The organism is Parabacteroides sp. AF19-14 (assembly GCF_003635485.1).
GTDB lineage: Bacteria > Bacteroidota > Bacteroidia > Bacteroidales > Tannerellaceae > Parabacteroides > Parabacteroides distasonis.
The window spans coordinates 309,818-323,886 of record NZ_QTMJ01000003.1; the positions used below are offsets into that span (position 1 = coordinate 309,818).

Consider the following 14,069-nt stretch of genomic DNA (forward strand, 5'->3'; position numbering starts at 1 on the left):
GTTTTATTCTGCTTACAAATGTATAACAAACTTTGGTATGTTGCTACACTTTTTTGTGCATCGCCGAAAAAGTTGTACATTTGTCCCCTCGAAAACCGAAAGATTTATGGACAGAATTCGTCTAAAAGACAAAGAATTTGAACTGTTTATTCCGGAGTCGGATATTCAGGCGGCTATCGCTAAAATGGCCGTTCAGATTAAAGCGGATGTGGAAGGGAAAAATCCTCTATTCGTGGGTGTGCTAAACGGGGCTTTTATGTTTGTCGCCGAGCTGATGCGTGAGCTGGATGTTCCGTATGAGCTGACATTCGCTCGTTATTCCTCGTATCAAGGAACTTCCAGTACGGGCATATTGAATGAGATCATGCCGGTGCAGGCTGATATTCGCGGACGTATGGTGATCTTATTGGAGGATATTATCGATACGGGCTTTACGATGAGCTACGTGATGGAGAAGCTTCGGAGCGAGGGTGCCGCCGATGTAAGATTGGCAACGATGCTTTTCAAGCCGGAATCCTTGAAATGCGAGTTGACTCCGGATTATGTAGGCTTACAGATACCCGCTGATTTTATCGTGGGACATGGTTTGGATTATGATGAGTTGGGCCGCTCATATAAGGATATCTACAAGGTTGTGGAATAAAATAGTATACATTATATATAATAAAGGAACAATAGTATGTTGAACGTGGTTATTTTTGGTGCTCCCGGTTCAGGTAAGGGAACACAAAGTGAGTTGATTATTAAAGAATACGGTTTGGATCATATCTCTACTGGTGACGTATTGCGTGGCGAGATGAAGGCTGAGACTGAACTGGGCAAGATCGCTAAGGATTATATCGAGAAGGGACAATTGGTTCCGGACGAGTTGATCGTTGATATGTTGGCGAATGTATTGGATAGCAAGAAGCCGGCTAAGGGCGTAATCTTCGATGGTTTCCCTCGTACGATCCCTCAAGCGAAAGCCTTGAAGAAGATGTTGAACGAGCGTGGAACAGACGTTTCCGTTATGTTGAACCTTCAAGTAGAGGAAGAGGAGTTGATCAAGCGTTTATTGGAGCGCGGTAAAGTATCCGGACGTTCTGACGATAACTTGGAGACGATCAAATCCAGACTGGATGTTTACCATACTCAAACAGCTCCTTTGGCAGACTACTATGTAGGTGAAGGCAAGCACGTAGCCATCAAAGGGATGGGAACAATCGAGGAAATCTTCGGTCGTATCAAAGAGGCGGTTAATAACGTAAAATAATTGAAATAAACCAATATGGCTGAATCGAACTTTGTAGATTATGTCAAGATCTATTGCCGCTCAGGAAAGGGTGGAAGAGGGTCTTCTCACTTCCGTCGTGAGAAATACATTCCGAAAGGAGGTCCCGACGGGGGCGATGGAGGGAGAGGAGGTCATGTGTATCTCCGTGGTAACCGGAATTACTGGACGCTCCTTCACTTGAAATATGAACGTCATATCATGGCCACCAATGGTGAGAGTGGTAGCGCGAAGCGTAGCTCGGGTAAAGACGGGGAGGATCGAGTAATCGAGGTTCCTTGCGGTACGGTTGTTTACGATGCTGAGACCGGAGAGTTTATTTGCGACGTTACGGAAGATGGTCAGCAAGTGATGTTGCTGAAAGGCGGTCGTGGCGGTCTGGGGAATTTTAACTTCAAGACGGCTACCAATCAAGCGCCCCGTTATTCGCAACCGGGTGAGCCGGCATTGGAACGTACGGTGATTCTTCAGTTGAAATTGCTGGCCGATGTCGGTTTGGTAGGCTTCCCGAATGCGGGTAAATCTACCTTGCTTTCTGTCGTATCCGCCGCTAAACCGAAGATCGCTAATTATCCTTTTACTACGTTGGAGCCTAATTTAGGCATCGTGAGTTATCGCGATAACCGTTCGTTCGTAATGGCCGATATACCGGGTATTATCGAAGGAGCAAGCGAGGGAAAAGGTTTGGGACTTCGTTTCTTACGTCATATCGAACGTAATTCATTGTTATTGTTCATGGTTCCCGCTGAGGCAGACGATATCAAGAAAGAATATGAGATCTTGCATAATGAGTTAGTGAAGTATAATCCGGAATTGCTGGATAAACGTCGTGTACTGGCGATCACCAAGAGCGATATGCTGGATGAGGAATTGATCGAGGCTTTGTCGCAAGACTTGCCGGAGGGAATTCCGTATGTCTTTATATCTTCTATCACGGGACTGGGTATTGTCGAGTTGAAAGACCTTTTATGGAAAGAGCTGAATAAGGAGAATTTCCATGAGGCTGAGCGAATTGTCCATAAGAATATAGATGTAAGCACGTTGGAATTTGAGGACGACAACGAATACATCTTCCCCGTGGATGAGGACGAGGATGACCCGGATGAGGTATACGAGGAATACTGGGACGATGATGAAGATGAAGATACAAGAAAATAAGCAAATAGAGGTGTCGCGGTTCTCCGGGTTAAGCGGATACCGCGACATTTCTCATTTTACGACAACACGTCATGGCGGCGTGAGTACGGGAACGTACGCTTCGATGAATCCGGGCGTTTATACCGAGGATGATCCGGGCTTCATCCGGAAGAACTTGGAACTTCTTTCGGATGCGGTCGGGATTTCCCTAGAGAATATGGTTATACCTCATCAGACCCATGAGGATCGAGTATTGGCGATCGACGCGTCTTTCCTTTCGCTGAATGATAAAGAGCGAAAGCTACGTTTGGAAGGCGTGGACGCTTTGGTGACGAATGTTCCGGATGTATGTGTAGCCGTATCTACGGCGGATTGTGTCCCTGTCTTGTTATATGCGCCGGATCGTAAAGTGGTAGCTGCCGTCCATGCGGGTTGGCGGGGTACGGTTTTACACATAGCTCGTAAGGCGGCAAGCTTGATGATCGAGGCATACGATTGCGATCCTACTCAATTGGTTGCCGGAATAGGTCCCTCTATCAGTCAAGCGGCATTTGAGGTGGGAGAGGAAGTCGTAAAAGCTTTTCAAATGGCGGGCTTCCCAATGGAGCGGATTCTTCGACGTAATGCGGAGACTCAAAAAGCGCATATCGATCTATGGGAAACCAACCGTTTACAATTGTTAGAGGCAGGATTGCTCTCCGGGCATATAGAGATCGCTGGCATCTGTACTTATATTCGGTATGAGGATTATTTCTCCGCTCGTCGCCTCAGTGTCAAAAGCGGCCGGATCCTTACCGGGATATGCTTGAAAAAATCTTAGTTATATTGGCTCAAACTTATAATAGACATGATTTCAATCACTCTTTCATCTGAGATATCGGAGGCTTGCCCCGATCTTCACGTGTTGGCTATCGCCTGCCAAGTAAAGAACACGGAGCCCGATGAACGACTTTGGGAAGAAATAACCCGTGTTGAGGAGGACATCCGTTCTACCTGTAAGATAGAGGATATTAATAAGTGGACTCCTATTTTCGCTACCCGTCAGGCTTATAAACGTCTGGGGAAAGACCCGAATCGGTATCGCCCTTCCGCCGAGGCGTTAAGACGGCGGATACTTCGCGGGCTTCCTTTATATAAGATAGATACCTTGGTGGATATCGTCAATCTGGTTTCTATCCGTAGCGGTTATTCTATCGGAGGATTTGACGCGGATAAGATTGTAGGCGGATTGGAACTAGGTGTCGGAAAAGAGGGGGAAATTTATCACGGTATCGGACGTGGTGAATTGAATATCGCCGGTCTTCCAGTCTACAGGGATGGAGTAGCGGGTGTCGGAACGCCTACCAGCGATGAGGAACGTACCAAGATTGAAATGTCGACCACTTCATTGTTAATGATTCTGAATGGTTATTCCGGTAAGGAGGGCTTATTGGAAGCGGGTGGTTACTCGGTTGACTTATTAAAAAGATATGTCTCAGCGGTAAACGTGGAAGCGGAACTGATATGCCGAGAAAACAGAGGAAAAATAACGTTATAACCGTGTTAATATTGTTTACAAAGCGAAAAATGTCCATCTTTTATGCTAAAAAACATCTATAATCTTTTGTTTTAATCATTTAATCTATAAATTTGTCCCCAGTAATCAAATGTTATCATAAAATGATTGAATTAATTGGTACAAACGCCGGCCTTGTATGGAACGTTTTAAATGAAGGCGGTAAAATGAGTTTTAAGGCAGTGAAGAAAGCCACGAAGATTAAAGCGGAAAAAGATATGTACGCCGCTTTTGGTTGGTTGGCGAAAGAAGGTAAATTAGCTTTCGAGGAGATTGAAGGTGAAATGTATGTTTCTTTAGTGTAAACAAGAGGAACGTTTACAAGAATTAGGGAGGGCTGTTCGATTTTTTTGGACGGCCTTTTTATTTGTCCATACGTTTTCTGTCAAAATAATTAAGTCTACAGTTGGTTAATTCAATTCAAAAACTTACTTTTGTGTAGAATTTGGTGTGAAATGACCGAAGATCATAAGAGATTGTTAGCTGTATTTGAGGTTAGAGTTCGTGATTTGATGGCGTTATGCGATCAGCAGAAACGTAGAATTGACGAACTTACAGCTGCTTTGAGCCTTAAAGACGAGGAGTTGCGGCAGGCGAAGGATATGATTGAAGGATTGAATGCCAAATGTGATAACATGCTGACGGCGCGAATTGTTTCCACGAACGAGGAAGATATGAAGAACGCCCGGATGCGGTTATCAAAATTAGTGCGGGAAGTAGACAAGTGCATCGCACTTTTAAATGAATAGAAGCGATGGACGAAGAATTTCTTATAAATATAGTGATAGCCGGAAAGAAATATCCGCTTACGATCAAACGTCATGAGGAAGAGTTGGCACGTGCCGCCGCTGATCAGATCAACAGCAAGATTCTTCAATACAGGCAGCATTTCGCGGTCGAGGTGGATACGAAAGATTTGTTAGCCATGGTGGCTTTTCAACTCTCGATGCATAATCTGGAGTTGGAAAAACGGAATGATACAAATCCTTTTACGGATAAGATACAGGAGCTTACAACCGAGTTGGAAGGATATCTGAAGAAATAACATACATATTGTAAGAAGAGAGTTTCCGCACTGCTTTGCACGGTGAGACCGTGTGATGGTAGTGCTTTTTTTGTATATAAATAAATGAATCTTAAATTATTAGTTAAATGGTTGGAATGTATATAATCATACCGATAGTAACCTTCATCATTGGTGGGTTGCTTGCGTGGCTGGGCATGCGTTTCCTTCTGAAGTCGAAGTACGACTCCGTGCTTCAAGAGGCGGAGAAGGAGGCCGAGGTGATAAAGAAGAACAAGATGCTGGAAGTAAAGGAGAAGTTTCTTCATTTGAAAGCGGACTTGGAAAAACAGGTATCACAGCGTAACGCTAAGATCCAGTCTGTCGAGACTAAATTGAAACAAAGAGAACTGACGATGAATCAACGTCAGGAAGAGTTACAGCGTAGGAATAACGAGGTAGAGGCTGTAAAGGAGAATTTATCTTCTCAGTTGGAGTTGGTGGAGAAGAAGAAGCAAGATTTGGATAAACTTCATCAGAAGGAAGTGGAGCATTTGGAAGCTATCTCCGGGTTGTCCGCCGAGGAAGCCAAAGAGCGTTTGATCGAGTCCTTAAAGGATGAGGCAAAGACGCAAGCCGCTTCTTACATCAACGAGATCGTCGAGGAGGCGAAGATGACCGCTAATAAGGAGGCGAAGAAGATCGTGATCCAGTCTATCCAACGGGTAGCGACGGAGACGGCTATCGAGAACTCTATTACCGTGTTCCATATTGAATCGGACGAGATCAAAGGACGTATCATCGGTCGTGAGGGACGTAATATCCGTGCTTTGGAGGCCGCTACCGGTATTGAGATCGTGGTGGATGATACGCCTGAGGCTATCGTTCTTTCTGGATTCGACCCGGTTCGTCGTGAGATCGCTCGTTTGGCTTTGCATCAATTGGTGCAGGACGGACGTATCCATCCGGCTCGTATCGAGGAGGTGGTAACGAAGGTGAAGAAGCAAGTGGAAGACGAGGTCGTAGAGACCGGTAAGCGTACTGTGATCGATTTGGGAGTGCACGGTTTGCATCCGGAATTAATCCGTATGATCGGTAAGATGAAGTATCGCTCTTCTTATGGACAGAACTTATTGCAGCATGCTCGTGAGACGGCCAACCTTTGTGCCGTGATGGCTTCTGAATTGGGCTTGAACCCGAAGAAAGCGAAACGTGCCGGATTGTTGCATGATATAGGTAAAGTGCCCGATGATGAGCCGGAATTGCCGCACGCTATCTTGGGTATGAAGCTTTGCGAGAAATATAAGGAGAAACCAGATATTTGCAACGCCGTAGGCGCTCACCACGATGAGGTGGAGATGCAGACGCTGTTGGCTCCGATCGTACAGGTTTGCGACGCGATTTCAGGTGCTCGTCCGGGCGCACGTCGTGAGATCGTAGAGGCTTATATCAAGCGTTTGAATGATTTGGAACAATTGGCTTTATCGTATCCGGGTGTTGTCAAGACTTACGCTATCCAAGCGGGTAGAGAGTTGCGCGTAATCGTTGGCGCTGATAAGATTGACGATAAGGACACCGAGAACTTGTCCGCTGAGATCGCTAAGAAGATTCAGGATGAGATGACTTATCCGGGACAGGTTAAGATCACGGTGATCCGTGAGACTCGTGCGGTAAGCTACGCTAAGTAAGAATATATTTAATATAAATAAAAAAGGCCGGCTTGTGTAAGTCGGCCTTTTTTATATCTGTCGTTATCGATTTCCCAGATCGTCGTATAAAGTTTGTAATAGGACTTTTCCTTTCTCCAAGCGGGTCTCGTTTCCGCTTTCAGGTTCTTCTACTAAAATCTTGTTCCCTTCATTGTCGTATACGGAAACACCGGATTCGTCTATAAAGCCAAATCCATTATTGAATGTATAAAAGGCGTAATGCGGGACGCAAGGATTCAATATATCTTTGCTGAATGAGAACTCATCCGTGGGGAGACCCATCTGATTTAATAAGGTGGCTGCCAAATCGGTCTGGTTCGCGTACGTATCGATCACTTTAGGTTCAGCGATCGCTCCGCCTAGCCATAGCATAGGTATGTGGAAACGCAAAGGTCCGTACTCCTGCATGTTTTCAGGGTAACGGTATCCGTGGTCGGAGACAAAGATGACTACCGTATTTTTCCATGCCGGCAGTTCCTTGAACGTATCAATGAAATTGCCGATACAGCTGTCCGTAAACGCGACGGAGTTTAGATAAGGATGCTCCAAATGGTGAAACGGGACCTCGAATGGCTCATGGCTACTTAATGTCAGGAATGTACTTAACCAAGGTTTGCCGTCGACTGGTCTTTGCTTGATATCCTCGTAAAGATGCGAGAACGTGATATCGTCGTTTGCTCCCCATTTACTCAGACGGCTGCTCAAGGGAAAATCACGGTCTGCCGTTATCTTGCTGTAGCCGGAACTATAGAAATAACTTTGCATATTCGTGAAATTGATATCACCTCCATAGAGCATATCCGCCGTATATCCTTCTTTGTTAAGACTCTTTGCGATAGATGGAAGGGTCTGGCTTTTCACCGGATACTTCATGATGGAGGTGGTGGGTTGGGCTAAATAGCCGTTCAATACGGAGACTAAGCCTCGGTCGGTACGGAACGAGTTGGCATATAGGTTCGTGAATAATACACCTTCTTTGCTCAGCCGATTCAAGTTCGGCGTAATTCCCGGCTCACCACCAACAGCCTCGATAGCATTTGCCGTGAAACTCTCCATGATGATAATGAGAATATTGGGACGAGTCGTTGTCAATAGCTTGACAGGCTCTGTAGGTATGGAATCTCCCGGGCATAAGGAGTCTTGGGCTTGAATGAGCGTATCGAATAAGGCTTTCCGCTTTTCCTCCGGGTAGAAATCGAATTGTGAGGCAAAATCCTGTTGCTTACTCAATGAGGCTATCAAACTGAAACACGGGTTGATCGCCGAATGATTCAAGAACTGGTTCTGGCTGAAATAAACCATGCCGACATTTGCCGTAGACGTAGTTACGCCTCCCCGGATCGGAATAAACAATATTCCCCCTGCTAAGAGGATGGCGAAAGTACTTCCCAATTGTTCCAATCCCGTAGGTGGAAAGCTAGGCTTTACTGGCGCGAACCGGAGGATGAAGGTGAACCAAGCATAGATACCTAGCGCATATGCCACGAATACCAATAATTGGATAAAGAACATTCCCAGCGGAACGCTCGCCATCGCATCGGCGGGCGATTGTAGGTAGAAGAATAAGGTAGCGTCCAACCTGAATCCCCAAAAGCTATATAAAGCCACATCTACGGAGAAGATCGCGGATACCAGAATTCCCATGATCAAGAAGTTCCCTTTCAATACCTTCTTTAGCCAAACGCCCGGAATCCAAACTGATACTAAAGTCAATAGGAGAGGGATGGCCGTAAGGTATCCCGCTATCGTACAATCCAGCTTCAGCCCATGAAGCATAACCTGTAGGAAGTCCGTGAAGGTACAAGCCTCGGACAACGCATGCTGATAAAACATAAATACCGGTTTTTGAATAACAAAAACCGGTAGCCATGCGATAAAAACGATTAGTATGAATAATAATCTTTTTTTCATTTCGAATATAGCTTTTCCCGTAACTCAGCGATAGCCGGATCTGTGATGTAATCATCGTAATCCATCATCTTATCGATGATACCGTTAGGAGTCAGCTCGATGATACGGTTCGCCACGGTTTGTATGAACTCGTGGTCATGGCTGGAGAACAGGATATTTCCCTTGAATGTCTTCAATGTATTATTGAAGGCTTGGATGGATTCCAAGTCCAAGTGGTTGGTCGGAGTATCCAAGATCAAGCAGTTGGCGTCGGTGAGCATCATACGTGAGATCATACAACGCATCTTCTCACCTCCGGAAAGTACGCTTACCTTTTTCATGAGCTCCTCGCCCGAGAACAACATACGTCCGAGGAAGCCTTTCAAGAATACCTCGTTAGTATCCGGCGAGAACTGGCATAACCAATCGAGCAGGTTGATATCTGTATTGAAATATTTGGAGTTATCGAGAGGAAGATAAGAGGTCGTGATCGTCTGTCCCCACTGATACGTACCGGCATCCGCTTTCTCCTCACCGTTGATGATCTGGAACAAGGCGGTCATGGCACGAGGGTCGTGACTGATAAATACGATCTTGTCATCCTTCTCCACGAAGAAGTTCAAGTCCTTGAACAATACCTGTCCGTCGATACTCTTCGACAATCCTTTCACCTCAAGGATCTGGTTGCCCGGTTCGCGGTTAGGCGTGAACAAGATTCCCGGATAGCGGCGTGAGGACGGTTTGATCTCCTCGATATTCAGCTTCTCCAACATCTTCTTGCGACTGGTGGTCTGCTTGGACTTCGCTACGTTGGCGCTGAAACGGCGGATAAATTCTTCCAACTCTTTCTTCTTCTCCTCGGCTTTCTTATTCTGGTTCTGCTGTTGACGAAGGGCTAACTGGCTAGACTCGTACCAGAAGCTATAGTTTCCGGCGAATAATTGTAATTTACCGAAGTCGATATCCACGGTATGCGTACAAACGGAGTCGAGGAAGTGACGGTCGTGGCTAACAACCAATACGGTATGCTCGAAATTAGAGAGATAATTCTCCAACCAAGAAACCGTCTCAAGGTCCAAGTCGTTCGTCGGCTCATCCAATAATAGGTTATCGGGCTGTCCGAACAAGGCACGGGCCAATAAGACACGTACTTTCTGCTTACCGCTCAAGTCCTTCATATACATATAATGCAAATCCTCCTTGATGCCTAGTCCGCTCAATAGGTTGGCGGCGTCGCTCTCTGCGTTCCAGCCTTCCATCTCGGCGAATTTCTCTTCCAGTTCCGATACGCGGATACCGTCGGCGTCGCTGAAATCAGGCTTCTCGTAAAGGGCGTTTTTCTCGCTCATCACCTCCCACAAGGTCGTATGTCCCATCAATACGGTATCCATAACTGTATATTCATCGAACGCGAAGTGATCTTGGCTCAATACGGAAAGGCGTTCGCCCGGTCCTAGGTTAACGCTACCTCTGGTAGGGTCTAATTGCTTGCTGATTACACGGAGAAACGTAGATTTTCCGGCCCCGTTAGCACCGATAATACCGTAGCAATTGCCCGGTGTAAACTTCATGTTCACATCCTGAAAAAGGATGCGTTTTCCAAACTGTACGTCCAGATTGTTAACTGTTATCATATTTCGTATACCTATTAAATTGCGATTGAGGATGCAAAGGTACGAAAAATATTGTTTATCTTATCATTGGATGTCATACATCCCGCTCGTTCTCTCCCTTTTTTAGGCTAATTATCTTTTGGGCGTTGAGCGGTGAGATAACGCTTTTCCCGGTTTTGGCTTCCAGTCCTCTTTTCTTCCATTCGTCTGTTAGATCTTTCCGTATCTCGATGGATTTCAATCGTTGGTTGATCCAATTATCCGAATAGCCCAATCGTTTATAATCGGCCATGGCTTGCTCGATAGACAATTCCGGGTCTTGCATTTGATCCAAACGTTCCTTCGCTACTTGGGCGATCCATAACTTAAAAGGTTCTGCTTTTGGAGATGGTACTGATTGGATAAGGCGGAAGAGTTGCTCGGTATTGGCTACGTCGGTTAAATATTTCTTGCCATCAGCGGCCTGCATTTTCAGTTGACTACAATTTGTAGTCAACTCGCTACCTTCTCTTTTCAATCTGGTTTTTAATACACTCCAGTATTTTCGAGGGTTGGGGCTATCTGTTAAAATAGATATAACATCAACGATCGAGAAATACCATTCCTCTTGTTCGTCATCCCATATGGCGCGAACTTTTCTTTCTTCGAATAAGCGGATAGATTCTTTTTGTGTCATTTGTAGTTGCTTTGAGTAGTTATAGACAAAGGTAAATGAGAATTTAGTATATCCATAGTTTAATAGTTTGATTAAAAGTTTATTTATCGCAAAGTAAGTATATTAATCTCATTTAAGCAAACGATACGCGGTTTAAATGAGAAGGTACGAAAAATATTGCTTATCTTTGCATTATACATTAATATCCAATTGTGTAATGAATAAACAATCTGTCATATCTCTTCTTCGGAAAGCAAAGCAGCCTTTGTCGCAGAGTTGCGGTGTAAAGCAGTTGGGGCTTTTTGGCTCTACTGTTCGTGAGAGCAATACGGAAAGTAGTGATGTGGATATATTGATCGACTTTGAGGATGATAAAGAGACTTATTCCAATTTCCTTTTGGCTTGTGAGATATTAGAGAAGCTTTTTGACAGATTGAAAGTGGACATAGTCACCCTTAAAGGGTTAAGCCCTTTTATTGGCCAGCAGATATTAAAGGAGGTAGAATATGTGTAAGACCCCTATCGCTTATTTGCTGCATATATTGGAGGAATGTAACTACATCCTTTCTGTAGTTACGGATGATCTGCCTATGTATCAATTTCTTTCGGATGAAACGTTAAAGAGGGCGGTTTGCCGTAGTTTGGAGATTGTCGGTGAAGCGACTAAGAAAATTCCCGCAGATGTTAAATATCAATGGAGTGACATTCAATGGAAACATATGGCTGGAATGAGAGATCGGTTGATTCATGACTATATGGGTGTTAATTATCTGATTGTTTGGGATGTGGCAAAGAATATTATTCCAAAATTGCAACCTCAAATAGAAGCGGTGATAGAGAAAGAACAGAGTCGTTGAGAGAGTTGTTGTGTTAGATATGTTTAGAAACCCTGCTATTTCGTAGGTGCTTATCTAGCATGGAACAGTTTTATGTCGTATATTTGCGGCGAATATAAAAACGAAATAATAAGAAACAGAGAGTAAACGATAGAGATATAAGAGATTGACATATTAGTATTTGCTATTTATTTCTTAATGTAGTAAAACGACCAAATAATAAAGCTCAAGAAGAAATAAGTTCGTTAGCGAGTACACCCAAACGGGGTGTGTTCCTAGTGCTTATTTGGTTTGGGCTTGGGTGCTTGGTCGTACCTTCTACGTTCTGAATAAGTAGGGTTCACACCTTTTTTGTGTCCTTATGCCTCTTATTTATTAACCCCATAATAGTATAGCCTATGATTTAAACCCATTCTTTCCTTATTTCCTTAATTTATGCTTCGCCGCATTTCTCCGGAAGAAAAACGACCAATTTTATTCTTAAAGCCCAGAGAAAGGTAAAGGTGGATGCGCCCCCGTTTTATTTTGTTTCGAAATGGGTGCGACACGCTTTTGCATTCTTTTCCCTGTTGGATGGAGATGCAGAGCGTGGCGCACTTTTAGTTTCAAACAATTTAAAAACGAATCTTTTTACGATGACAAATGATGAGTTGCAATCGAAGACGATTGCCTTTTTGCGCTTTCCCTTGATCGTGGGGGTGGTATTGATACATTGCTATTATAAAGAATTGCCGATAGGTGGTGTTAAGGTTCCCGTAATGGATGAATATCCCATTTATAAATTAATAGCGGACCTGTTTTCTCAAGTGCTGGCACGTACTGCCGTACCCCTTTTTTTCTTGATATCCGGTTATCTGTTCTTTTATAAGAGTTCCTTTAGTTGGCCTATGTATGGCTCTAAATTGCGAAAGCGGGCACAAACCTTGCTGTTGCCTTATCTATTTTGGAATGGAGCATTGGTGGGTTTGCACCTCTTGATAGAACTTTTGTTTCCATCTGTGCTTTCCGGTGAGGTTAAACCTGTGCTGGATTACGGATGGTGTGATTGGTGGGATATCTTTTGGGCGAGAGAACCTAGTGAGCCGGGAGGAATGCCGATGCCGATCAACTATCCGTTGTGGTTTATCCGTGATTTGATGGTATTGGTGGTATTCTCGCCATTGGTGTATGCTATGGTACGCTATTTACGGCAATATGCGTTAGCGCTACTTGGCTTTCTTTGGCTCATTTACGATGGGGCCAGTACGCCGGGTTTAAGTCCGAACGCTTGGTTCTTTTTCTCGCTTGGTGCTTTCTATAGCGTGCATCGGCGGAATTTTGTAGTGGAGATGCGTCCTTTATTACGGGGGGCGGCATTGCTTTATGTGGTTTTGGCTTTAGCGGATCTTCTTTCAAAGGAATTAGGATGGAATGTTTATGTGCATAATGTAGGCATTCTTGTGGGCTGTGTCTTTGCGATCTCTCTTTCTGCGTATGGATTGGAAAAGGCTCTTTGGCGGACTAACTCCTTCTTGGAGGGGGCTAGTTTCTTTGTCTTTGCGTCCCATGTAATCGTGCAGATCTTTATATATCGATTGATATTATGGTTCTTCCGGTCTTCTGCGGAATGGGCGATTATTGGGATTTACTTCGGGGTTGCTTTGGGAGCTATTTTGATCTGCTTGGCTTTCTATGCCATGCTTCGGCGCTTCCTACCTAGGCTTCTCTCTGCAATCACGGGAGGCCGATAGCTTTCTGTGGGGTGATGACTTGTCAGTGGGAGGCGCTTTGTTATGACTATTTGGTCAGGATTGGCGTTTTACGCTGACAATGCCTTTTTATAGGCAGGGTGAACTGGAGGGAAAGGAGAGCGAAAAAGGTCGGTTTTTACCGGTTTTCGGGTCTGCGGATAGGCATTGTAAGGTTGTTACGATCCAGTTGTAGGGTGTTTACGGCGGCGTTGTTAGTTGCTTTCGACTGCGAATGCTATTGTTTTCGGAGCGAAACACTATTGTTTTCGAGTGAAAAGTCTATTGTTTTCGAATAAGAAGTCTATTGTTTGTATGTTTGAGGGTGATAAGAGACGGGAATCCTCGCTAGAATAAAAGCTCCAAAAATGATATGTCCTTGAAAGATAACTAATTGCTGATTTTTATTCTCAAATATGGAAACCGACTGTACTCTGGGGCGAAATATTCGATTCTCTGGAGCTTTAGAATACAAAATGTCAGAATGTCAAATTGGGCGATCTTCTATTATTAACAAAGGAAATCTCATTATTTTAGGGCAATGTCATAGGTTGTAGAGACGGGGCGTGCCCCGTCTCCCGTATCATGTGCGATGGATTCATGTTTCTTTGGCTATGGATGAAATTTGGTATGGTTGCCTTGTTTTTATATGAATAATAAGGCTGGATTGGAAA

General features: G+C 44.4%; 14 protein-coding genes and 1 pseudogene. 12 read left to right on the forward strand and 3 right to left on the reverse strand.

Going from position 1 to position 14,069, the window contains the following annotated elements:
* Positions 1-106 precede the first annotated feature (106 nt).
* The 9 genes from hpt to rny all read left to right on the forward strand — a co-directional run bounded on the left by hpt (position 107) and on the right by rny (position 6,653).
* Positions 107-643 carry a hypoxanthine phosphoribosyltransferase gene (gene hpt / locus DWX33_RS04685; RefSeq protein ID WP_010183721.1) on the forward strand — a complete coding sequence of 179 codons (537 nt, stop codon included), beginning with the start codon at positions 107-109 and terminating at the stop codon, positions 641-643.
* Positions 644-679: 36 nt separating this feature from the next.
* The gene (locus DWX33_RS04690; protein WP_005854805.1) at positions 680-1,252 is read left to right on the forward strand and encodes an adenylate kinase; all 573 of its coding nucleotides are present in this window, start codon (positions 680-682) and stop codon (positions 1,250-1,252) included.
* A gap of 15 nt (positions 1,253-1,267) precedes the next feature.
* Positions 1,268-2,428, forward strand: a complete 1,161-nt coding sequence (obgE, locus tag DWX33_RS04695; RefSeq protein WP_005864880.1) for a GTPase ObgE — start codon at positions 1,268-1,270, stop codon at positions 2,426-2,428.
* Positions 2,400-3,227: a peptidoglycan editing factor PgeF gene (gene pgeF, locus DWX33_RS04700; RefSeq protein ID WP_005864883.1), complete on the forward strand. Its 828-nt coding sequence runs from the start codon at positions 2,400-2,402 to the stop codon at positions 3,225-3,227. Before obgE ends, pgeF begins: the two co-directional genes overlap by 29 nt.
* Before the next feature lie 27 nt (positions 3,228-3,254).
* The gene (locus DWX33_RS04705) at positions 3,255-3,944 is read left to right on the forward strand and encodes a B3/4 domain-containing protein (protein WP_005854811.1); all 690 of its coding nucleotides are present in this window, start codon (positions 3,255-3,257) and stop codon (positions 3,942-3,944) included.
* A gap of 122 nt (positions 3,945-4,066) precedes the next feature.
* Positions 4,067-4,267: a winged helix-turn-helix domain-containing protein gene (locus DWX33_RS04710; protein WP_005854813.1), complete on the forward strand. Its 201-nt coding sequence runs from the start codon at positions 4,067-4,069 to the stop codon at positions 4,265-4,267.
* Positions 4,268-4,417: 150 nt separating this feature from the next.
* Positions 4,418-4,711, forward strand: coding sequence for a hypothetical protein (locus DWX33_RS04715; protein ID WP_122379926.1), 294 nt, complete (start codon positions 4,418-4,420; stop codon positions 4,709-4,711).
* Positions 4,712-4,716: 5 nt separating this feature from the next.
* Entirely contained in the window at positions 4,717-5,007 is a 291-nt protein-coding gene (locus DWX33_RS04720; RefSeq protein WP_005864888.1) for a cell division protein ZapA, read from the forward strand.
* A gap of 107 nt (positions 5,008-5,114) precedes the next feature.
* A complete protein-coding gene (gene rny / locus DWX33_RS04725) occupies positions 5,115-6,653 on the forward strand; it encodes a ribonuclease Y (protein WP_005854819.1) in 1,539 nt (512 codons plus the stop codon).
* A 63-nt stretch (positions 6,654-6,716) separates the two neighbouring features.
* Here the strand turns inward: rny and DWX33_RS04730 are convergent, their stop codons facing one another.
* The 3 genes and pseudogenes from DWX33_RS04730 to DWX33_RS04740 form a co-directional block, all read right to left on the reverse strand.
* Positions 6,717-8,585 (reverse strand): LTA synthase family protein, encoded by a 1,869-nt coding sequence (locus DWX33_RS04730; protein ID WP_005864890.1) that lies wholly within the window; start codon positions 8,583-8,585, stop codon positions 6,717-6,719.
* Positions 8,582-10,198, reverse strand: coding sequence for an ABC-F family ATP-binding cassette domain-containing protein (locus tag DWX33_RS04735; RefSeq protein WP_005864892.1), 1,617 nt, complete (start codon positions 10,196-10,198; stop codon positions 8,582-8,584). The genes DWX33_RS04730 and DWX33_RS04735 overlap by 4 nt, the downstream gene beginning before the upstream one ends.
* Positions 10,199-10,358: 160 nt before the next feature.
* Positions 10,359-10,853: pseudogene (locus DWX33_RS04740) on the reverse strand (Bro-N domain-containing protein); the annotation flags it as partial.
* A 196-nt stretch (positions 10,854-11,049) separates the two neighbouring features.
* On the opposite strand from DWX33_RS04740, the gene DWX33_RS04745 reads away from it, so the two are divergent.
* From DWX33_RS04745 to DWX33_RS04755, 3 genes are all read left to right on the forward strand, one after another.
* Complete coding sequence (locus tag DWX33_RS04745) at positions 11,050-11,346, forward strand: nucleotidyltransferase family protein (RefSeq protein WP_005854828.1); 297 nt, start codon at positions 11,050-11,052, stop codon at positions 11,344-11,346.
* The gene (locus tag DWX33_RS04750; protein WP_036612916.1) at positions 11,339-11,689 is read left to right on the forward strand and encodes a DUF86 domain-containing protein; all 351 of its coding nucleotides are present in this window, start codon (positions 11,339-11,341) and stop codon (positions 11,687-11,689) included. The genes DWX33_RS04745 and DWX33_RS04750 overlap by 8 nt, the downstream gene beginning before the upstream one ends.
* A 614-nt stretch (positions 11,690-12,303) precedes the next feature.
* Positions 12,304-13,398 carry an acyltransferase gene (locus tag DWX33_RS04755; protein WP_122379927.1) on the forward strand — a complete coding sequence of 365 codons (1,095 nt, stop codon included), beginning with the start codon at positions 12,304-12,306 and terminating at the stop codon, positions 13,396-13,398.
* Positions 13,399-14,069 lie beyond the last annotated feature (671 nt).

Coding starts and splice junctions, on each gene's coding strand:
- DWX33_RS04755 (WP_122379927.1), top strand. CDS start 12,304: ATGACAAATGATGAGTTGCAATCGAAGACGATTGCCTTTTTGCGCTTT.
- DWX33_RS04745 (WP_005854828.1), top strand. CDS start 11,050: ATGAATAAACAATCTGTCATATCTCTTCTTCGGAAAGCAAAGCAGCCT.
- obgE (WP_005864880.1), top strand. CDS start 1,268: ATGGCTGAATCGAACTTTGTAGATTATGTCAAGATCTATTGCCGCTCA.
- DWX33_RS04720 (WP_005864888.1), top strand. CDS start 4,717: ATGGACGAAGAATTTCTTATAAATATAGTGATAGCCGGAAAGAAATAT.
- DWX33_RS04715 (WP_122379926.1), top strand. CDS start 4,418: ATGACCGAAGATCATAAGAGATTGTTAGCTGTATTTGAGGTTAGAGTT.
- rny (WP_005854819.1), top strand. CDS start 5,115: ATGGTTGGAATGTATATAATCATACCGATAGTAACCTTCATCATTGGT.
- DWX33_RS04690 (WP_005854805.1), top strand. CDS start 680: ATGTTGAACGTGGTTATTTTTGGTGCTCCCGGTTCAGGTAAGGGAACA.
- DWX33_RS04705 (WP_005854811.1), top strand. CDS start 3,255: ATGATTTCAATCACTCTTTCATCTGAGATATCGGAGGCTTGCCCCGAT.
- DWX33_RS04730 (WP_005864890.1), bottom strand. CDS start 8,585: ATGAAAAAAAGATTATTATTCATACTAATCGTTTTTATCGCATGGCTA.
- pgeF (WP_005864883.1), top strand. CDS start 2,400: ATGATGAAGATGAAGATACAAGAAAATAAGCAAATAGAGGTGTCGCGG.
- hpt (WP_010183721.1), top strand. CDS start 107: ATGGACAGAATTCGTCTAAAAGACAAAGAATTTGAACTGTTTATTCCG.
- DWX33_RS04750 (WP_036612916.1), top strand. CDS start 11,339: ATGTGTAAGACCCCTATCGCTTATTTGCTGCATATATTGGAGGAATGT.
- DWX33_RS04735 (WP_005864892.1), bottom strand. CDS start 10,198: ATGATAACAGTTAACAATCTGGACGTACAGTTTGGAAAACGCATCCTT.
- DWX33_RS04710 (WP_005854813.1), top strand. CDS start 4,067: ATGATTGAATTAATTGGTACAAACGCCGGCCTTGTATGGAACGTTTTA.